This window comes from Burkholderia stagnalis (assembly GCF_039848545.1).
Taxonomy (GTDB): domain Bacteria; phylum Pseudomonadota; class Gammaproteobacteria; order Burkholderiales; family Burkholderiaceae; genus Burkholderia; species Burkholderia stagnalis.
This window is the reverse complement of record NZ_CP156686.1, coordinates 1,896,643-1,916,462: the sequence shown is the minus strand read 5'-3', so window position 1 is coordinate 1,916,462 and position 19,820 is coordinate 1,896,643. Positions and strand designations below refer to the sequence as shown.

Annotated in this window: 19 protein-coding genes; 14 read left to right on the top strand and 5 right to left on the bottom strand. The window is 66.6% G+C overall.

What is annotated here, in order from left to right; all coding sequences use genetic code 11:
• Positions 1–111: 111 nt before the first annotated feature.
• A complete protein-coding gene (locus ABFO07_RS25245; RefSeq protein ID WP_059891124.1) occupies positions 112–1,398 on the top strand; it encodes an MFS transporter in 1,287 nt (428 codons plus the stop codon).
• Between the two features lie 64 nt (positions 1,399–1,462).
• A complete protein-coding gene (locus ABFO07_RS25240; protein ID WP_059565967.1) occupies positions 1,463–1,777 on the top strand; it encodes an H-NS family nucleoid-associated regulatory protein in 315 nt (104 codons plus the stop codon).
• Positions 1,778–1,870: 93 nt separating this feature from the next.
• Here the strand turns inward: ABFO07_RS25240 and ABFO07_RS25235 are convergent, their stop codons facing one another.
• The gene (locus ABFO07_RS25235) at positions 1,871–2,713 is read right to left on the bottom strand and encodes a TrmB family transcriptional regulator (RefSeq protein WP_059808658.1); all 843 of its coding nucleotides are present in this window, start codon (positions 2,711–2,713) and stop codon (positions 1,871–1,873) included.
• A gap of 115 nt (positions 2,714–2,828) precedes the next feature.
• Between ABFO07_RS25235 and ABFO07_RS25230 the strand changes: the two genes are divergently transcribed.
• From ABFO07_RS25230 to ABFO07_RS25210, 5 genes are all read left to right on the top strand, one after another.
• On the top strand, positions 2,829–3,221 hold the full coding sequence (locus tag ABFO07_RS25230; RefSeq protein WP_059565969.1) for a RidA family protein: 393 nt from the start codon (positions 2,829–2,831) through the stop codon (positions 3,219–3,221).
• A gap of 6 nt (positions 3,222–3,227) precedes the next feature.
• Positions 3,228–4,493: an MFS transporter gene (locus tag ABFO07_RS25225; RefSeq protein ID WP_063900050.1), complete on the top strand. Its 1,266-nt coding sequence runs from the start codon at positions 3,228–3,230 to the stop codon at positions 4,491–4,493.
• A 317-nt stretch (positions 4,494–4,810) separates the two neighbouring features.
• Positions 4,811–5,242, top strand: coding sequence for a PaaI family thioesterase (locus ABFO07_RS25220; protein WP_347468754.1), 432 nt, complete (start codon positions 4,811–4,813; stop codon positions 5,240–5,242).
• A 448-nt stretch (positions 5,243–5,690) separates the two neighbouring features.
• Positions 5,691–7,517 (top strand): acyl-CoA dehydrogenase, encoded by a 1,827-nt coding sequence (locus ABFO07_RS25215; RefSeq protein ID WP_347468753.1) that lies wholly within the window; start codon positions 5,691–5,693, stop codon positions 7,515–7,517.
• Positions 7,518–7,551: 34 nt separating this feature from the next.
• Positions 7,552–8,337 (top strand): SDR family oxidoreductase, encoded by a 786-nt coding sequence (locus tag ABFO07_RS25210; RefSeq protein ID WP_059565972.1) that lies wholly within the window; start codon positions 7,552–7,554, stop codon positions 8,335–8,337.
• Between the two features lie 28 nt (positions 8,338–8,365).
• Here the strand turns inward: ABFO07_RS25210 and ABFO07_RS25205 are convergent, their stop codons facing one another.
• Positions 8,366–9,184 carry an IclR family transcriptional regulator gene (locus tag ABFO07_RS25205; RefSeq protein ID WP_059808649.1) on the bottom strand — a complete coding sequence of 273 codons (819 nt, stop codon included), beginning with the start codon at positions 9,182–9,184 and terminating at the stop codon, positions 8,366–8,368.
• A 106-nt stretch (positions 9,185–9,290) separates the two neighbouring features.
• Here ABFO07_RS25205 and ABFO07_RS25200 point away from each other — a divergent pair, with 106 nt between their 5' ends.
• Together ABFO07_RS25200 and ABFO07_RS25195 are read left to right on the top strand one after the other, a co-directional pair.
• Positions 9,291–10,979: a long-chain fatty acid--CoA ligase gene (locus ABFO07_RS25200; protein ID WP_347468752.1), complete on the top strand. Its 1,689-nt coding sequence runs from the start codon at positions 9,291–9,293 to the stop codon at positions 10,977–10,979.
• Entirely contained in the window at positions 10,976–11,956 is a 981-nt protein-coding gene (locus tag ABFO07_RS25195) for an NADPH:quinone oxidoreductase family protein (RefSeq protein ID WP_059565976.1), read from the top strand. Before ABFO07_RS25200 ends, ABFO07_RS25195 begins: the two co-directional genes overlap by 4 nt.
• A 59-nt stretch (positions 11,957–12,015) precedes the next feature.
• On the opposite strand, the gene ABFO07_RS25190 is transcribed toward ABFO07_RS25195, so the two are convergent.
• Entirely contained in the window at positions 12,016–12,645 is a 630-nt protein-coding gene (locus ABFO07_RS25190; protein ID WP_059963260.1) for a LysE family translocator, read from the bottom strand.
• A 133-nt stretch (positions 12,646–12,778) separates the two neighbouring features.
• Here ABFO07_RS25190 and ABFO07_RS25185 point away from each other — a divergent pair, with 133 nt between their 5' ends.
• Entirely contained in the window at positions 12,779–13,237 is a 459-nt protein-coding gene (locus ABFO07_RS25185; protein WP_347468751.1) for an Lrp/AsnC family transcriptional regulator, read from the top strand.
• Between the two features lie 14 nt (positions 13,238–13,251).
• Here ABFO07_RS25185 and ABFO07_RS25180 read toward each other — a convergent pair whose 3' ends face one another.
• Positions 13,252–13,788, bottom strand: coding sequence for a PadR family transcriptional regulator (locus ABFO07_RS25180; RefSeq protein ID WP_059808637.1), 537 nt, complete (start codon positions 13,786–13,788; stop codon positions 13,252–13,254).
• A gap of 154 nt (positions 13,789–13,942) precedes the next feature.
• Here ABFO07_RS25180 and ABFO07_RS25175 point away from each other — a divergent pair, with 154 nt between their 5' ends.
• From ABFO07_RS25175 to ABFO07_RS25160, 4 genes are all read left to right on the top strand, one after another.
• Entirely contained in the window at positions 13,943–15,964 is a 2,022-nt protein-coding gene (locus tag ABFO07_RS25175; RefSeq protein WP_347468750.1) for an NADPH-dependent 2,4-dienoyl-CoA reductase, read from the top strand.
• 42 nt (positions 15,965–16,006) lie between these two features.
• Positions 16,007–16,447, top strand: coding sequence for a nuclear transport factor 2 family protein (locus ABFO07_RS25170; protein ID WP_059910301.1), 441 nt, complete (start codon positions 16,007–16,009; stop codon positions 16,445–16,447).
• Between the two features lie 272 nt (positions 16,448–16,719).
• Positions 16,720–17,157, top strand: coding sequence for a GNAT family N-acetyltransferase (locus ABFO07_RS25165; protein WP_059808628.1), 438 nt, complete (start codon positions 16,720–16,722; stop codon positions 17,155–17,157).
• Positions 17,158–17,251: 94 nt separating this feature from the next.
• Entirely contained in the window at positions 17,252–18,181 is a 930-nt protein-coding gene (locus tag ABFO07_RS25160) for a LysR family transcriptional regulator (protein ID WP_059808625.1), read from the top strand.
• Between the two features lie 43 nt (positions 18,182–18,224).
• On the opposite strand, the gene ABFO07_RS25155 is transcribed toward ABFO07_RS25160, so the two are convergent.
• Complete coding sequence (locus tag ABFO07_RS25155; protein WP_060028005.1) at positions 18,225–19,181, bottom strand: LLM class oxidoreductase; 957 nt, start codon at positions 19,179–19,181, stop codon at positions 18,225–18,227.
• Between the last annotated feature and the right edge of the window lie 639 nt (positions 19,182–19,820).

Genomic DNA, 19,820 nt, shown 5'->3' with positions numbered 1-19,820 from the left:
CCTTGCTGGAAAAAAATTCAGAGTAAATCATCGGGAAAAACCCGTACCATTGGCTGCGCCAGCGATCATTGCCAATGGCGCCAGAACATTAAAATCCGAGGGTAAAATAATATGAGCAGCATTGTTGATGCGGCGGAAAGTAATCGGGACTTTGCCACGCAAGGGCGGGCAAAGGCGGTCATTGCCGTAATCATCGGGAATGGATTCGAGTGGTTCGATTTTATTTCGTATGGCTTCTTTTCCGTAATTATTGCCAAGCTGTTCTTTCCTGCATCGGATGACAACCTGTCCCTGCTGTTGTCCGTTTCCACGATCGGCGTCGGGTTCTTCATGCGGCCGGTGGGCGGCATTGTCCTGGGAGGGATGGCGGACAAATTCGGGCGCCGTGCCACCCTGGTCATCACGATCACGTTGATGACTGTCGGTACGGGCCTGATTGCTTTTGCGCCGACCTACAAGGATGCCGGCATTTTCGCGCCTTTGATGATCGTGTGCGCGCGCCTGCTGCAAGGGTTTTCTGCCGGCGGCGAGATGGGCGGCGCCACCGGATTCCTCAGGGACAACGTGCCTGCCGAGCGGGTGGGCTATTACACCAGCTGGATTCAGGCGAGTATCGGCTTTGCGATTATTCTTGCGTCGATTCTTGCGGTGGTGCTCGTCAAGTATCTCAGCCCGGATCAAGTCGAGTCATGGGGGTGGCGCATTCCGTTCCTGATCGGTTTGTGTCTGGGGCCGCTCGGCATCTATATCCGTAACCAGGTGCATGGATCCGCGGAGGAAAATGCGCACATCCGGGAGCGCACGCCGGTGCTCGAGATTGCGCGTCGTTGGAAGGGAAAGACGCTGACGGGGTTCGGGCTGGTGATATTTTGGACCGTTTGTTCGTATGTCCTTCTGTTCTATATCCCGACCTATGCGACGAAGGTGCTGCATTTGCCGGCCTCGACCGGGTTTGTCGCCGTGCTCGTCGGCGCATCGATCGTTCTGTTCGTCACGCCGATCTTCGGTCACCTCTCCGATCGATACGGGCGTCGTCGATTCCTCATGGGGGCGCTGGTCGTCGCCATCGTGGTTGCGTACCCCATGTTCGAGCTGTTGAACACGCAGCCGGGGCTGCATTCGCTGCTGCTATTCCAGATTGTCTTCGGGCTCGTCATCGCCAGCTATGAAGGGCCCATCCTCGCGGCACTGAGCGAGACGTTTCCTCGCCGGATCATCTCGACAGGGATTTCAATTTCATACAACCTGGCCGTCATTACGTTCGGCGGATTTTCCGCGGCGATTCTCACCTGGGCCATCGCGGCAACGCAGAACAATCTCGCTCCCGCGTTTTATGTGATGGGGACGGCGCTCCTCAGTTTTGTCGCAACCGCATGCTGGGCCCCGCACAAAGAGTAAGACAGCCATGTTGCCGGAGCGGTGCATCGTTCCGGATGGACATTTCTATGAATGGAATAAAAAAATGAGCGAACGGAATCCTGAAACATTTCAAGAGCTCCAGGCCAGATTGAAGTCGGTTGTCGAGGCGGCCGAGATTGCACGCAAGAGGGAAGCCGCGGATGCGATCCAGGCAATACGGCAAATCGTCCTTCAGTACGGCATTTCCGCGGAAGACATCTTCGGCCGGGCAAGGCCGAACGGCGGCCGCAGGAAGCGCCGCGGCCCGGTCGCCCCGAAGTATCGCAACCCGGAAACCGGCGTGACGTGGACCGGTCGGGGCAAGCCGCCTCAGTGGATCGCGGGCAGGAACCGCGACCTGTTCCTGATCACTGCATAGCGTCGGCGCGACGCGCGATGGCCGGACGCGCCGAACGTGTCCGGCGCGCGCGTTGCCGGGCGCTCGACTGCGCCCGGCTTGCCGCCGTCGATATCAGTCGCCTCGCCTCGATGGCGCGGCAGGGCGCGCCAGCCCGAGCAGCGCGCGCATGTCCGGGCTCTGATATGCGGCTTCGAATGCGTCCTTGCCCATTGCGTTGATCAGGACGCGCCCCATCACATCGGCCTTGACGTACTCGACAGCCAGCAGGCTGATGACGGGATTGTTCGTGATGACGGCCTCGTCGATTGCGATCGAGTCGAATTCCGCGGTGACCGCGCTCCTTTCGTCGGCCACGACGACGGAGAGGCGGCGCCCCTCCAGCCGCTTTTGCGCACTCGCGCCACACTCCCGCAAGTCGTAGCAATGCGGCCCGTCCAGCGTTTCCGCGCCGTAGATCGCGACGTGAACATCCACCCCCCGCGCGGATGCGGCTTCAAGGCTGTTTCTCAGCAGCGGCAATTCGGCGTCCCAGAGCGCGGCAAACAACGACGTTTGCGCGCTCTCTATCGCGCTTTTGAATGCCTCGACGATCGCTTCCTTGTCGCGTAGCGACCAGACGAGACCGGGTTCGCGCGTTGCCGGCAAGCGTGTCAATTCCTGCTCGATCAGATCGAGATCCTTGTCGACGGTCGAGCGGATGCGGGAAAGCACCTCGCGATAGGGCACGGCTGCATAGAGCACCGGTTCCGAACGATGCAGCAAGACCGCGCCTTTTGCCTCGAGGCGCTGCAGCGTTTCGTAGATCTTGGATGGCGGCACGCCCGAAAGCTTCCCCGCTTCGTGTCCATTGACGGGCGAGCGACGAAGCAGCGCGCAATAGGCCTGCGATTCGTACTGCGAAAACCCGACGCGTATCAATGCCTGAATCAGGTCGCTTGAAATGTTCGTTGTCATGCTCGAAAGACTAGCACGCGACCTGTGGATCGTCTACACTACCGCTGTAGTTGAATATATAACTACCGAGGTAGTTGAATGTGCGGAGATCTTTCACCCTAACGGAGAACGCATCATGCATAAGCTGTATTCGTCCGGCTCGAGCTGGGAAGCGACGATCGGTTATTCGCGGGCAGTGCAGGCCGGCAACACGTTGTATATCTCCGCCACCGCGTCGAGTGGTCCGGATGGCTCGATCGTCGGCGACGACCTGTATACGCAGACGAAGAACATTCTGCAAAAGCTCGGCACCGTACTGGCCGATGCCGGATTCAGCTTCCAGGATGTCGTTCAGAGCCGTCTCTATGTCACCGACATCACCAACTGGAAGGAAGCCGGGCGTGCGCACGGAGAGGTCTACGGGGATATCCGTCCGGCGCTGACGCTGCTGCACGTTGCGCCGTTCGTCGATCCGAAGATCCTGATCGAAATCGAGCTCACGGCCGTGAAGCGCGACGCCGGCGCGTAACCCATCATGAAGACACCGCAGCAGGAACATGATCGAGCTGTCGCCAGGGCGCCTGCGCGCGGGTTGAGTGCCTTTATCGCGACGGCCGCCGGCGCTGCCATCGCGAACAATTACACGCTCCAGCCCGCCCTCCCGGAAATAGCACGGGAATTCCATACCCCGCTCGCGACCACGGGCCTCGTGGCGGGCAGCATGCAGATCGGCTACATGCTCGGCATTCTCCTGCTGGTCCCGGTCGGGGATAAGGTTTCACCGTCACGGCTGGTGTTCCTGCAGTTCGCGGTGCTGACGGTGGCGCTCGGGCTGGCTGCGCTCGCGCCGTCGCTGTATGCGCTGGCGCTGGTGGGCTGCGTGATCGGTGCGATGGCAACGAATGCCGTTCATCTGGCCACCGTTGCGTTTCGAGCCGCCGCGCCGGACGAGCGAGGCAAGGCGGTGGGCACCGTGGGCACCGGCATGTCGGCGGGCATCCTGTTGAGCCGCTTCGTGGGCGGCGCGCTGTCCGAGCGTGCAGGCTGGCGCGCGATGCTCGTGGTGAGCGCCGTCATCGCGCTGGTTCTCGCGGTGCTGACCTATCGACTGCTGCCGGTGGACCAGACGCGCAGCAAGGAACGCTATCGGGAACTGCTCGGCTCCTTGCCGGCATTGGTCCGGCGCTATCCGTTGCTTCGCGAGGGCATGTTCGTCGGAGCATGCTGGTTCTTCGTGTTCAGCATGCTCTGGATCACGCTCGTGGTCGCCGTCGCGGGGCCGCCGCTCGACCTCAACGCCGCGCAGGCCGGCATGTTCGGATTCGCGGGCGCGTTGGGCTTGTTTGCGACGCGCGCGGCCGGCCGGCTGGCCGATCGCCGGGGGGCGAGGCCGGTGATCGCCGGAGGGTTTCTACTGGTGATCGCCGGCGTGGCGATCATCTTGCTGGCTTCGTCTTCGATCCCGGGAATCGCGGTGGGCGTGGTGCTGTTCGACATCGGCTGCTTTTCTGCCCAGGTCGCGAACCAGACGCGGCTCCTGGCGATCGACGCAGCCTCGCGCAGCCGGATCTACAGCATCTATATGCTCGCGTATTACGCAGCGGGCGCGGTGGGTTCGATCGTCGGGCCGGTGATCCTTGAACGCCATGGCTGGAGCGCAGTTTGCAAGCTGGCCGTGGTGATTGCCGTCGTTGGTCTCGGCGTCACGCTCATGAGCAATCTCGCGGCCCGGAAAGCACGATCCGAAGACGGCATACCGGAGCTTTCGGAATCGTCCGGAAGTGACGGCAAGGGCCTTTGACCGCAGCTCACGCTGGAACGGTCTGTCCCGAAGGAGGGGGCGCAAGAGGCCATTCACGGGATCAACCCGGTCCGATGAAGTACGGCCCGGACGCATTTCGTGCTGCGTCCCAAAAGATCGGCGAATTTCTGGCCGGCGGAAACTTCACGTCGTGATTCGGTGAGGGGCGGTAACCTTCGGGTTACCCAAAGCCTGCCAACGGGCCGGCAAGAGGAGGGGCAGCGCATGACACCTCGGAACGAAGCTTTCGCACGTGATCTCGCCATGTCGGCGACGGCTCGCAACACCCCGCCTGCGCATCGGGACCGGGGGGCCGTATGACCTCACTCCCCGACGATGCGGGCTGCGCAGAAGGATTCCAGCCGCTCTTCCGCACGAACCCGCTTCTCGATGCGACGGGGCCGTACTTCTACAAGCCGATGGAGGATGGATTCGTGGTCGGGCTGCGTGTGCAGGACAAGCACGCCAACGCGTCAGGAACCATTCACGGCGGGCTGGTCGCGGCCTTGGCCGACGTGTCGATCGGCTATGTCACCAGCATGTCGAAAACGCCGGCGCTGCGCATGATGACGGCGAGCCTGACGATCGATTATGTCGGGACAGTCAAAATGGGCGACTGGGTCGAGGCGCATGTCAGCATCGTCAAGACAGAGCGGCGCCTCGCGTTTGCCAATGCCGTGATCAAGGTCGGCGCTACGCCCGTGGCCAGCGCCGGGGCAGTCTTTCTCGTGCTTGACGACAACGGTTAGCGGATTGGGTGGGGCAACGCACGGCCCCGGCCCGTGAGTCCCGCCTTCGTACTGCGCCTTCCACCCATTCCCGTCTCGCATTCCATCTTCTTTTCTTTGGGAAAGTTTCGATACGCGAAACTCTCCACCGCGTAGCCAGCTCGTCTTGTCACAGCCCGACGGGAATCGGCCAAATTATTGCCAATACGCAAATATTGTTGTGCGATGAATCGAGCATTGCGATTTCCGAACGACAGTGCTAAATTTTTCGACAGCTTTTCCGGCCGTATTGCCATTCATTAAGTTTCGCTAAACGGAACTAACGGGTCGCACGCGATCGCGCCGCCCGACAGGAGACGCACGTGATGGAGCATGCATCGATCGAATGCACGCATGCCGACGCAGACGCGCGTAGCGCGCGATGCGAGCGGCGGCCTGCCGTGGTTCGCGCACGCGGGGAGGCCGCGCGATGAGCCTGCTGATGTCGCGGCGCGACCTCGCGTTCCTGCTGTATGAGTGGCTCGATGCCGAAGCGCTTGCGTCGTTGCCGCGCTATGCGGAGCACAATCGCGAAACCTTCGATGCGGTGCTCGACACCAGCGAGCGGATCGCAGCCGACCTGTTCGCGCCGCACGCGGCCCGCGGCGATCGCGAGGAACCGCATTTCGACGGCGAGCGCGTGACGCTGATTCCCGAAGTCGAGCCGGCCGTGCGCGCGTTCGCCGGCGCGGGCCTGATCGCCGCGGGCCATGACGAGGCGCTCGGCGGCATGCGGCTGCCGAAGCTCGTCGAAGCGGCGTCGTTCCTGTTTTTCCAGGCCGCGAACATCGCCACGGCCGCCTATCCGTTCCTGACCGTCGCCAACGCGAACCTGCTCGTCGCGCACGGCAGCCCCGCGCAGATCGACGCATTCGCGCGGCCGGAGCTGGAAGGGCGCTATTTCGGCACGATGTGCCTGTCCGAACCGCAGGCCGGGTCGTCGCTGTCCGACATCACGACGCGCGCGGACTTCGAGTGCGAATCGCCGCTCGGCCCGCGCTACCGGCTCACCGGCAACAAGATGTGGATCTCCGGCGGCGAACACGAACTGGCGGAGAACATCGTCCATCTCGTGCTCGCGAAGATTCCCGACGAGCACGGCCGGCTGCTGCCCGGCACGCGCGGCATCTCGCTCTTCATCGTGCCGAAGTATCTGCCGGGCGACGGCGGCAAGCGCGGCGAGCGCAACGACGTGGTGCTCGCGGGCCTGAACCACAAGATGGGCTATCGCGGCACGACCAACTGCCTACTGAACTTCGGCGAGGGCACGCGGTACCGTCCCGAAGGCCGCGCGGGCGCGATCGGCTATCTGGTCGGCACGCCGAACCACGGCCTCGCATACATGTTCCACATGATGAACGAGGCACGCATCGGTGTCGGCGCGGGCGCGGTGGCGCTCGGCTATACGGGCTACCTGCACGCGCTCGACTATGCGCGCAACCGGCCGCAAGGGCGTCCGCTCGGGCCGGCCGGCAAGGATGCCTCCGCGCCGCAGGCGCCCATCGTCGCGCATCCGGACGTGCGCCGCATGCTGCTCGCGCAGAAGGCGTACGTCGAAGGCGGCCTTGCGCTGATCCTGTACTGCGCGCGGCGCGTCGACGACGCGCGTGTACATGCCGACGCGGACGTGCGCGCCGATGCCGGGCGCCTGCTCGACATCCTGACGCCGATCGCGAAGAGCTGGCCGTCGCAGTGGTGCCTGGCCGCGAACGACCTCGCGATCCAGGTGCATGGCGGCTACGGCTACACGCGCGACTACGCGGTCGAGCGGCTCTATCGCGACAACCGTCTCAACCCGATTCACGAAGGCACGCACGGCATCCAGGCGCTCGACCTGCTGGGCCGCAAGGTCGTGCAGGACGACGGCGCCGCGCTGCGCGCGCTCGATATGCGCGTCGCGGCGACGGTCGAGCGCGCACGGGCCGTGGACGGCGACGCGTGTGTGCACGCCGATGCGCTGGCGCGGCGCTGGACAAGGCTCTGCGACGTCACGCGCCAGTTGGGCTCGATCGACGATCCGCAAGTGCGGCTCGCGAACGCGAGTGTCTATCTGGAGGCGTTCGGCCATCTGGTCGTTGCGTGGCTGTGGCTCGACGTGATGCTGGCTGCGCACGGGCAAGGCGGCGACTTCTACGCCGGCAAGCGCGCCGCCGCCCGCTACTTTTTCCGCTGGGAGCTGCCGAAGGTGGATGCGCAGCTCGACCTGCTCGCGAGCGTCGACACGACGACGCTCGATGTGCGCGATGCGTGGTTCTGAGTGCGCACCGCGCACCTGTTCCGGAGAACTGAAGATGCATGAAGCCATCAAGCAGCTGTTCGATCTCACCGGCAAGACCGCGCTCGTCACGGGCGGCTCACGCGGGCTCGGCCTGCAGCTTGCGCGCACGCTCGGCCAGGCCGGCGCGCGCGTGATCGTGACCGCGCGCAAGGCCGACGAGCTGCGCGACGCGCAGCGCACGCTGGCGGAGCTCGGCATCGACGCCGGCTGGATTGCCGCGAACGGCGCGCAGGACGACGATATCGCGCGGATCGCCGACGAAGCGCTTGCGCAGCTCGGGCACGTCGACATTCTCGTCAACAACGCGGGCGCGACGTGGGGCGCGCCGGCCGAGGACTATCCGGCCGACGCGTGGGACAAGGTGTTCGATCTGAACGTGCGCGGCCTGTTCCTGCTGACGCAGCAGATCGGCAAGCGCTCGATGATTCCGCGCGGCGGCGGGCGCATCGTCAACGTCGCGTCGATCGCGGGGCTGCGCGGCAACCCGCCCGGCGCGATGACGACGATCGCGTACAACAGCAGCAAGGGTGCGGTCGTGAACTTCACGCGCGCGCTCGCGGGCGAGTGGGGCAAGTACGGGATCAACGTGAACGCGCTCGCGCCGGGTTTCTTTCCGACGAAGATGGCGAACGGCCTGCTCGCGGAAATCGGTGTCGACACGCTCGTCGCGCAGACGCCGCTGCAGCGGCTCGGCGCCGACGGCGATCTCGCCGGCGCGTTGCTGCTGTTCGCGTCGCCGGCGGGCCGGCACATCACCGGGCAGATTCTCGCGGTGGACGGCGGCGTGAGTGCGGTCTGAGCCCGCACCGATGCCGCGCGCGCATCGACTAGAAGCGGCCGCCGACGCGCGCGAACACTTCGTCGCGCAGCGCGACGAGCCGCGGGCCGAAATCGTCGATCAGGCGCGCGCGCGTGACGGTCGACGCGCGGCCGCTGCAGTTGAATGCGAGGATGCGCGAGCGATCGGCCGACACCATCGGCACGCCGACCGCGAACAGGTCCGGCATCCAGTCGCCGAGCGACAGGCAGAAGCCCAGCCGTTCGTAGTCTTCGCGCGCGGCGACGATCCCGGCTTCCAGCGCCGGCCATTCGTTCGGCGGGCTGCTCGCGCGGGCGGTCTGCAGATAGCGCTCGAACAGCGCGGCCGGCAGCGCCGCGAGATGCGCACGGCCGAGCGCGGTCGAGCCGTGCGGCACGCGCGAGCCGGGCTCGAGCCGCAGCTGGAACAGCGGGTCGCCCTGGCACACGTCGAGCAGGATCATCTGCTTGCCGTCGAACTCGCCGAGCATCGCCGCCGCCTGCGTGTATTCCGCGTACGCCTGCAGGAACGGGCGCGCGATGTCGACGACCTCGTTGTTTTGCAGGAACGCCTGCCCGAGATTCAGCACGCCGATGCCGAGCGAATACTTTTCCAGTTCTGCCGAGTAATGCAGGTAGCCGAGCTGCGTGAGCGTGAACGTGAGGCGCGACACCGTCGGTTTCGGCAGGTGCGTGCGTCGCGCGATGTCCTGGTTGCCGAGAAAGCGCTCGCCGCGCGTGAAGCAGCGCAGCACCGCCATCCCGCGCGCGAGCGCGGTGATGAATTGCGGATGGTCTTCGTCGGGGACGGACAGCAGCGTGATGGCGTCGCGCTTCGGATTACCCATGGGCGTGCGGTGCGGGATGGAGAGAGCCCGCGCATGCCGGGCGGAGGGCTGCGGGGATTCTACCGGAAAGCGTCCGGCGCGTTCATCACTGAAACGGAGCGGAACCATGTCCAGCGAAAGGTCGCCGAACTGGCCGGCGCATCTGTCCGGCCATCTGACGTTGCCGGAAACGAACCTGTTCCATAACGCCGAGGTGGCGGCGGCACGTTATCCGGACAAGCCGTTCATCGTCTTCTACGACACCGTGGTGACCTTCGCCGAGTTCAAGGACGAGGCCGAGCGTGTCGCCGGTTTCCTGCAGCAACGCCACGGCGTGCGCGCGGGCGATCGCGTGCTGCTGAACATGCAGAACAGCCCGCAATGGATGATCGCGTACTACGGCATCCTGCGCGCCGGCGCAGTCGTCGTGCCGATCAATCCGATGAACCTGACCGACGAGCTGCGGCACTACGTCGAGGACAGCGGCGCGCGCGTGATGATCGTCGCGCAGGACCTGTATCCGCGCGTGCGGCCGCTCGTCGGCACGAGCGGGCTCGAACACGTCGTCGTCGCGACTTATGGCGATTACGTGCGGCGGCCGCCGCAGGGGCTCGCGCCGCCGGATTTCGTCATGGCGCCGCGCGACGCGCACGGCCCGGGCGTGACGCGCTGGTGCGACATGCTGGCCGCGCGGCTCGCGCCGGGCCCGCTTGCGACCGGGCCGGACGACCTGTGCGTGATGCCGTATACGTCGGGCACGACCGGCAAGCCGAAGGGCTGCATGCATACGCACCGCGGCGCGATGTGCACGGCGGTGGGCGGCGTGAACTGGTTCGGCCAGACGCAGGACACGATCACGCTGTCGGTGCTGCCGCTGTTCCACGTCACCGGCATGCAGGGCGGCATGAACGGGCCGCTGTTCAGCGGCGCGACGGTCGTCGTGCTGCCGCGCTGGGATCGCGACGCGGCCGCGTGGGCGATCGAGCGCTACCGCGTGACCAACTGGCAGTCGATCGCGACGATGGTGGTCGACTTCCTGTGGAACCCGCGCCTCGACGCGTTCGACCTGTCGAGCCTGCGCCGCATGAGCGGCGGCGGCGCGGCAATGCCGGAAGCGGTCGTGCAGCGGCTCGCGGAGCGCGTGGGCATCGAGTACGTCGAAGGCTACGGATTGTCGGAGACGATCGCGGCCACCCATATCAATCCGCCGCAGCAGCCGAAGCGGCAATGCCTCGGCATTCCGGTGTTCGACGTCGATGCGCGGGTGGTCGATCCGATCACGCTGGAGGCCGTGCCGCGCGGCGAGACGGGCGAGATCGTCGTGCACGGCCCGCAGGTGATGCGCGGCTACTGGGGCCGCCCCGACGCGACGCGCGACGCCTTCGTCGAGATCGACGGCAAGGCGTTCCTGCGCACCGGCGATCTCGGCTACATGGACGAGGACGGCTACTTCTTCATGGTGGACCGCCTCAAGCGGATGATCAACGCGGCCGGCTACAAGGTGTGGCCGGCGGAGGTGGAGGCGCTCCTGTACGGCCATCCGGACATCCAGGAGGTGTGCGTGATCGCCGCGCTCGCCCCGTATCGCGGCGAGACGGTCAAGGCGGTCGTGGTTGCGGATCCCGCGCGGCGCGTCGAATTGACCGAGGACGCGATCATCGCGTGGGCGCGCGAGCGCATGGCGTCGTACAAGGCGCCGCGCGTCGTCGAATTCGTGGACGCGCTGCCGAAATCGGGCAGCGGCAAGATCCTGTGGCGCCAGCTGCAGGAACGGGAAGCGGCACGCCAGGCCGCGCAAGGAGAGAGGAAAACATGAAAGCTCTGCTGTGTACCGCATTCGGTCCGATCGACCAGTTGCGGCTCGAGGACGTGGCGGTGCCCGAACCGGCCGCGGGCCAGGTGCGGATTCGCGTGAAGGCGGCGTCGCTCAATTTCCCCGACGCGCTGATCGTCCAGGGGCTGTATCAGGTGAAGCCGGCGCTGCCGTTCTCGCCCGGCGCGGAACTGGCCGGTGTGGTCGACGCGGTGGGCGAAGGCGTGAGCGCGTGGCGGCCCGGCGACGCCGTGATCGCGTCGACCGGCTTCGGCGGGTTCGCCGAGCAGTGCGTGGCCGACGCGCGCCAGATCGCCGCGCTGCCGCCGGGGATGGCGTTCGACCAGGGCGCGGCGCTCGTGCTGACCTACGGCACGTCGCTGCATGCGCTGCAGCAGCGCGCGCGCCTGCAGCCGGGCGAGACGCTGCTCGTGCTCGGCGCGGCGGGCGGCGTCGGGCTCGCGGCGATCGAGATCGCGAAGGCGCTCGGCGCGCGCGTGATCGCGGCCGCGTCGAGCGCGGACAAGCTCGCGCTATGCCGCGACGCGGGCGCCGACGAGACGATCGACTATGCAACCGAAGACTTGCGCCGCCGCGTGGACGCGCTGACCGGCGGGCGCGGCGCCGACGTCGTCTACGACCCGGTGGGCGGCGCGTACAGCGAGGCGGCGCTACGAGCGACCGCGTGGCGCGGCCGCTTCCTGGTGGTGGGCTTCGCGGCCGGCGAAATCCCGAAGATCGCGCTGAACCTCGCGCTGCTCAAGGAGCGCGACATCCTCGGCGTGTTCTGGGGCGACGCGGTGCGCCGCGACCCGGCGCAGCATGCGGCCAACATGCGGCTGCTCGCCGAATGGTTCGCGGCGGGCAAGGTGCGGCCCATGATCACCGAGCGTGTGCCGCTCGCCGGCGCGGCCGACGCGATCGCGCGGATGGCGAACCGGCAGGTCAAGGGCAAGGTGGTGATCCTGCCGGACGCGTGATCCGGCGGCGCCGCGCGGCCGGCGGATACGGGCCGCGCGACGTGCGGAACTGTTCCGCGTCATGCGGAAATGACCATCGACCCCAGATACGATTGGTAGAGGCCGAAACCGAGCACGGTGATGCCGGACGCGTAGTTGATGATCCGCATGGCCTTTTCCGATATCCGCTCCCGAACCAGCGACACCGCGCCGCTCAGCGCCAGCCACCAGGTGGCGGAGCCGACGAACACCCCGGACACGACGAGCGCGATCACGGCGGACTTCTGCCCGCTTGCGGCGACGCCCGTGCCGAGCGCGGCAAAGATCGCGATGAACGACAGGATGGTCATCGGGTTGGACGCGGTCAGCAGGAACGTCGACCCGTAGGAGCGGGCGGCGTCCATCGGGCCGGCCGCCGCCTGCGTGCCGGCCGGCGCCGCCAGCACGGTCCTGACGCCCAGATAGCACAGGAACATGCCGCCGAGCAGGCTCAGCCACGGTCCGGCCGACGTGAGGGACGTGATCAGCACGCTGACGCCCAGCGCGCCGATCAGGCCATACATGCCGTCGGCGGTTGCGGCGCCGAGGCCGGTCGCGAAACCGATGCGCCATCCGCCGAGCAGGCTGCGCTGGATGCACAGCAGTCCTATCGGACCGACGGGCGCGGCGATGGAAAGGCCGATGAAGAACGACTTGAGGAAGAGGGACATGGCGATGGCGGAAGGCGAGCCGATGAATGGGTTTCATACTAGCTCTGCCGAATGTGACCCGCTATGCTGTTTTTAAGGCGATCGTACGAATCCGTTCGATGTTCTTCACGTTTTTTGGCCGGGACACTTAAAAATGGATGCGCTGGACTGGAAAATCCTGGATGAGGTGCAGCAAGCGGGGCGCGTGTCGCAGACGGACCTTGCGCGCAAGGTCGGTCTTTCCATCCCCGCGACGGCCGAGCGCCTGAAAAAGCTCGAGGATGCCGGCGTGATCGAGGCCTTCGTCGCGCGCGTCAACGCGAAGAAGGTGGGCTATGAAATCATGGCGCTGATCGGCATCACGACCGGGCAGCCGCAAAAGAGCCGCCTGCTCAAGCAGCTCGAGTCGATGCCCGAGGTGATCGAATGCCTGCACGTGACCGGCGACGATTCCTACGTGATGAAAGTCGTCGCGAGCGACATCCCGCAGCTCGAAGCGCTGATCGCGAAGATCAACGTGTTCGGCGAAACGCGCACGTCGATCGTGCTGTCGCACAGCATTCCGCCGAGGCCGATTCGAAGGCCGCAGGCCGGCGAACGCGGCAGGCGGTAGAGCGGGCGGGTCGGTTATCCCTTCGGCAGCCGCAGGATGTCGAGCGCCTCCTGCGCGAACTCGACCCAGAACGCCTCTTGCGCGATACCGGCCTTCAGCACCAGGTGCTGCAGGCGCTTTGCGCGTGAATCCGTTTCTGCCGGGAAATCGCGCGCCTCGATCTGCCGATACAGGTCGAGCTTTTCCCGATGCAGCGCCAGGCGCCGCGTGAGGTCGTCCTCCAGGCCGGCGGGGCCGAGCACCGCTTCCGCACGCAGCCGCACCATCAGCGCGTCGCGCAGCGGCGTCGGGTCTTCCTGCTCGGCGATCCAGCGGCGCAGCTCCTTCTTGCCGGCCGGCAGGATTCGGTACGCGCGCTTGCGGCCGCGTCCGGATTCGGCGGGCAGCGATTCGATCCATTCCATCTCCTCGAGGCGGCCCAGCTCGCGATAGATCTGCTGGTGCGTCGCTTGCCAGAAATAGCCGATCGAGCGATCGAAGCGGCCGGCGAGTTCCGAGCCGGAGCCGGGGCGCTCGGCCAGCGCGGTGAGGAGTGCGTGAGGCAGTGACATGTCGAATCGGTCGAATTCACGGGACTGCACGCATCTTGCCATATCGGGGACACAGGGTTAAAGGGCAAGGCCTTGTTTATGCAACATGTTGCATGAACGAAAGCGGCGCGCTAGTATCTGTGCAACTTGTTGCATAAATACGGAGACACGACCGATGACCCGCTATCCCCACTTGACGACCCCGCTCGAGCTCGGCTTCACGTCGCTCAGAAACCGCGTGCTGATGGGCTCGATGCACGTCGGCCTCGAGGAGGCGCCGAACGGCTTCGAGCGGATGGCGGCGTTCTATGCGGAGCGGGCGCGCGGCGAAGCCGGCCTGATCGTCACGGGCGGCTTCGCGCCGAACGAGCGCGGCCGCCCGGCGCCGGGCGGCGCGATGCTGACGACGGAGGCGGACGCCGGGCAGCATCGCGTCGTGACGCGCGCGGTGCATGCGGAGGGCGGCAAGATCGCGCTGCAGATCCTGCATTTCGGCCGCTATGCGTACCACCCGGCGCTCGTCGCGCCCAGCGCGCTGAAGGCGCCGATCAATCCGTTCACGCCGCACGCGCTGAGCGGCGACGAGGTCGAGGAGACGATCGCCGATTACGTGCGCTGCGCGGCGCTCGCGCAGCACGCGGGCTACGACGGCGTCGAGATCATGGGCTCCGAGGGCTACCTGATCAACGAGTTCATCGCCGCGCGCACGAACCATCGCGACGACGCATGGGGCGGCGCGTACGACAACCGCATCCGCTTTCCGGTCGAGATCGTGCGGCGGGTGCGCGAACGCGTCGGCGTGAATTTCATCATCATCTACCGGCTGTCGATGCTCGATCTCGTCGAAGGCGGCTCGACGCTCGACGAAGTGATCCGGCTCGCGCAGGCGATCGAGGCGGCCGGCGCGACGATCATCAATACCGGCATCGGCTGGCACGAGGCGCGGGTGCCGACCATCGCGACCAAGGTGCCGCGCGCCGCGTATGCGTGGGTCACGCAGCAGTTGATGGGCAAGGTCGGCATTCCGCTCGTGGCGACCAACCGGATCAATACGCCGGAGGTGGCCGAGCGGCTGCTCGCCGACGGCGTGTGCGACATGGTGTCGATGGCGCGGCCGTTCCTGGCCGACGCCGAATTCGTCCGCAAGGCCCGCGAGGGGCGCGCCGACGAAATCAACACCTGCATCGGCTGCAACCAGGCATGCCTCGATCACACGTTCTCCGGCAAGATCACGTCCTGCCTCGTGAACCCGCGCGCGTGCCATGAAACCGAGCTCGTGATCCGCCCGGCGCCCGCGCGCAAGCGGATCGCCGTGGTCGGGGCCGGGCCCGCGGGGCTCAGCTTCGCGGTGACGGCGGCCGAACGCGGCCATGCGGTCACGCTGTACGAGGCCGGCGCCGAGATCGGCGGACAGTTCAACATCGCGCGGAAGGTGCCCGGCAAGGAAGAGTTCGACGAGACGCTGCGCTACTTTCGCCGGCAGATCGCGCTGCGTGGCGTGGACCTGCGGCTCGAGACCCGCGCGAGCGCCGAACTGCTGCTGCAGGGCGGCTTCGACGAGGTGGTGCTGGCGACCGGCGTCGTGCCGCGCACGCCGCCGATCGACGGCATCGGCCACCCGAAGGCGCTCGGCTATCTCGACGTGCTGCGCGACGGCAAGGCGGTCGGGCGCAACGTGGCGATCGTCGGCGCGGGCGGGATCGGCTTCGACGTGGCCGAGGCTCTCACGCACGGCGGCCACGGCACGAGCCTGAACCGGGATGGTTTTTTCGCCGAATGGGGCGTCGATACCGCGTATGCGCAGGCCGGCGGCCTGCGCGCGCCGCGGCCCGAGCCGGCGGCGCGGCAGGTGCACTTGCTGCAGCGCAAGCCGTCGAAGGTGGGCGACGGGCTCGGCAAGACCACCGGCTGGATTCATCGCGCGGCGCTGAAGGCGCGCGGCGTCGCGATGTCGTCGTCGGTGGAATACCGCCGCATCGACGACGACGGCCTTCACGTGACGATCGGCGGCGTGCCGCAGACGCTGCCGGTGGACCACGTGGTGATCTGCGCGGGGCAGGAGCCGCTGCGCGAACTCGCCGAACAGTTGCGGGCGGCCGGGTGTCCGGTGCACCTGATCGGCGGCGCGTGCGAGGCGGCCGAACTCGACGCGAAGCGCGCGATCCATCAGGGCACCACGCTCGCCGCCACCCTTTGACACCCGATCGACCTTTTCCTGCCTGACGACAAGGAGCACGCCATGACGGAAGCATTCACGCCGCACCATCCCGCTGTCGCGAAGTCCCTCGCAACCTGGCATGCGCTGGTCGCAAGCAAGGACCTGAGCACGCTGGCCTCGATCGTCCATCCGGATGCGGTGTTCCGCTCGCCGATGGCGTTCAGGCCTTACGGCCCGGCGCCCGCGCTGCTGATGGCGCTGCAGACGGTGATCACGATCTTCAGGGACTTCACCTATCACCGTGAATTCGGCAGCGGCGACGGGATGAGCGTGGTGCTCGAATTCAGCGCGACGGTCGGCGACAAGCAGCTCAAGGGCATCGACATGATCCGCTTCGACACCGACGGACGCATCGTCGAATTCGAGGTGATGATCCGCCCGTTCAACGCGCTGCAGGCACTCGGCGCGGAGATGGGCGCGCGGCTGGGGCAGGTGCTGCCCGGCTACAAGGTCGATGGCTGACGCTGCTGCCCGGCGACCCGTGCGCGACCGGCCGAACTGCGATGTGCTGTCGGTCGCGTTGCCGCTGCATCCCGATGCGCTCGCGAGCGACGGTTTTCATCCCGGTGAGCTTGCGTACCGGCATTGGGCGAACCCGCTGGCTGCGCGGATCCGGGCGCGCGAATCGTCGCGAGCATCCGGGGTTCGACATGCGTAAGTGAATCGCTGATAATCGCCGAGGCATCCCGATCCGGAATGGCGCCGCGTCGCGAGGCCGCGAGGAGAGCCGGCAGATGAACCTGACCTACGCAAGCACGACGCACGACGATGTCGAAGCATTGATCTCGATTCGCATCGCCGCGATGCGCGAGAGCCTCGAGCGCATCGGCCGCTTCGATCCGCAGCGGGCACGCGCGCGCTTCCTGGCGTCCTTCGATCCCGCGTACTGCAAGTACATCGTGGCAGACGGCGCGACCGTCGGATTCTTTCTCGCGAAGCCCGACGCGGCGTTCGTGACGCTCGAACATCTGTACATCCTGCCGGCGCACCAGGGAAAGGGGATCGGCGCGGCGGTGCTCGCGTCGGTCGTGGCCGACGCCGAGGCCCGCGCGCTTCCGGTCAAGGTCGGCGCGTTGCGCGAAAGCGCGTCGAACCGCTTCTACCAGAGGCACGGATTCCGGAAAGTCGACGAGGCGGAGTGGGACATCTACTACGTCAGGGCGCCGGAATAGCGCAGTGGCGCGCTGGAAAGCGAACGCGGCTGCCCGCTTTACTTTTGAACAAGAATCAGCCTATAAAGCAGATCGCTTTGATTTCAACGCAAGAATGAAAGTCACGCTCGACGAACTCCAGGCCTTTGCGACCGTGGTCGACACGGGCTCGATCACCGCGGCCGCGCAGCAGCTCGACCTGACCGTGTCGGCGACGAGCCGCACGCTCGCGCGGCTCGAGGAAAAGCTGAAGACCACGCTGCTGCGGCGGACCACGCGCCGCCTCGCGCTGACCGAGGAGGGGCGGGCGTTCCTGCAGGATGCGCGCGCGATCATCGAATCGGTCGAAAGCGCGGAAGAACAGATGATTGCGCGCCAGGAGCAGCCGTCGGGGCGGCTGCGGGTCGATGCGGCGTCGCCGTTCATGCTGCACGTGATCGTGCCGCTCGTGCGCGGCTATCGCGAGCGCTTTCCCCAGGTGGAACTGGAGCTGAACAGCAACGAAGGCATCATCGACCTGCTCGAGCGGCGCACCGACGTCGCGATCCGGATCGGCCGGCTCAAGGATTCGACCTTGCGCAGCCGGATGGTGGCCAACAGCCGGCTGCGGATGCTCGCGAGCCCCGCGTATCTCGAGGCACACGGCCAGCCGCGCAAGGTCGACGATCTCGCCGAGCATGCGCTGCTCGGCTTCAACCAGCCGGAATCGCTGAACGTCTGGCCAATCCTCGGCGCCGACGGCGAACCGTACCGCATCGAGCCCGACGTGTGGTCGTCGAGCGGCGAGACGCTTCGGCAACTGGCGCTCGAAGGCGCGGGTATCGTCTGCCTGTCGGATTTCATGACCGCGCAGGATCGCGAGGCCGGACGGCTCGTGCAGGTCCTCGCGCGCCACACGCAGGACGTGCGGCAGCCGATCCATGCCGTGTACTACCGGAATACGGCGCTCTCGTCGCGGATCGCGTCGTTTGTCGATTACCTGATCGACGCGATCGGCGGCAACGGCTCGGGGCGGCAGGCGGTGGAGTGGGCGGCGCGCACGTGACGGGGCGCGGATCCCTGTGTCGAAGCAACGGGTGGCCTGATCGTCACGCGTCTTCATGAAACGCCGGCAGCACGTGCGCGGCGATTTCCTCGAGCACGTCGCGCACGGGCCGGTTCGAGCCGAGATTCAGGCTCACGTGATGCGTGCCCGCCGCACGCATGTCCTGCAGCACGCGCAGCAGCGCATGCCGGCCGCTTGCATAGCCGAGCGGCAGCGCCGTCGCCGGCGCATCGGGATGCGCGTCGAGGTCGAGCCGCATCGCGACGCCGAATGCGCGAAAGCCCGGTTCCGCGAGCCGCTCGACTGCGCCGCGCCACATGTCGCGGCGCGCGCGCTGCGTGTCCGGATCGCGGTGGTAGGTCATCCAGCCGAGCGAATGCCGGGCGATCCAGTCGACGCTCTGTCCGCCGGAGCCGACGGCGAGCAGCGGAATCGCGTCGGCGCTGCGCGGCAGCAGCGCGAAGTCGGGCGCGTCCGGCGGAGCCCGGTCGGGCGTGACGCGCGACGGCAGGCCGAGCGCAGCGGCGACGACCTCCCAGTGGCGTCGATACCGTTCGCGGCGCTCATCGGCATCGACGCCGAAGGCCGCGTATTCGGGCGGCCGGTCGCCGGAGCCGAGGCCGAGGATGAAGCGTCCGCCGGACAGCGTGCCGACGGACAGCGCGCCCTTCGCGATGTGCAGCGGATGTCGCAGCGGCAGCACGATCGCGCCGCTTGCGAGCGCGATGTCGCGGGTGCGCGTGGCCAACGCGCCGAGCAGGACCCACGGGTCGAGATGGCCGACGGGATCGGGATAGTCGGCGCTGTTCAGCGGCACGTCGCGCACCCACAGCGCGCGAAAGCCGAGCGTGTCGGCGAACGCCGCGAGTTCGAGTTGTTCGTGGAAGTCCGCGACGATGTCGCCGCTGCGCAGCAGCGGGAGCGTCAGCCCGATCGTGAGCCGGCCTGCGGAAAAGACGCGGTGCGCAATGCCGGGTTGGCGGGGGGCGGGCGTGGTCATCTGCTTCTCGCTGAAGGATAAGGGTGGCGCGGTTGCATGCGACGGATAAGCAACCGCACGCGATCGTGCTTGCCGAATGCTAGCGGTTTTGCGCGGATGGCGTGCGGGCAGCGCGGGCGCGGGCGGTATGGTGCCGATGTCCGATCCGCACCGCGATTTGGCGGATGCGGCCATTCCTCGCGAGAACCTGCCGGCATAAAATCGCAGCGAACTGACCGCCGCGCGGACGGGGCTCTTCCTCTCGCTCCGGACGCACCACTCCGAATGTTGGCGGATTGCATCCCGGCTCGATTCCCGAGCCGGGATATTTTTTATGGGGCGGCCCGCGTCGGCGCTGGGCTTCGCCCGCTCCCGAAACGATTTCCCCGCCACTGCGTTTCAACTCTGAAACATTCGCCGCGTCCGGGCGCCCGCGTTTCGCGGCGTCCGATTGCGGAGCCCCGCCAGGCATGGCGCTGCGCGAGATGGTGCGCTCCTTGCATATACCCGGGTGCTGCCGGCGTGCAGGTCGACCGAACCGGATCGACGTTCGCATGCCGATGGTCAGGGAGTATTTGAATCGGGGACAAGAGAATGAAAAAAGATCGAATCGCAACGCGCCGTGTTGCAAGCATGAAGCGCCGAATATCTCGGGTGCCC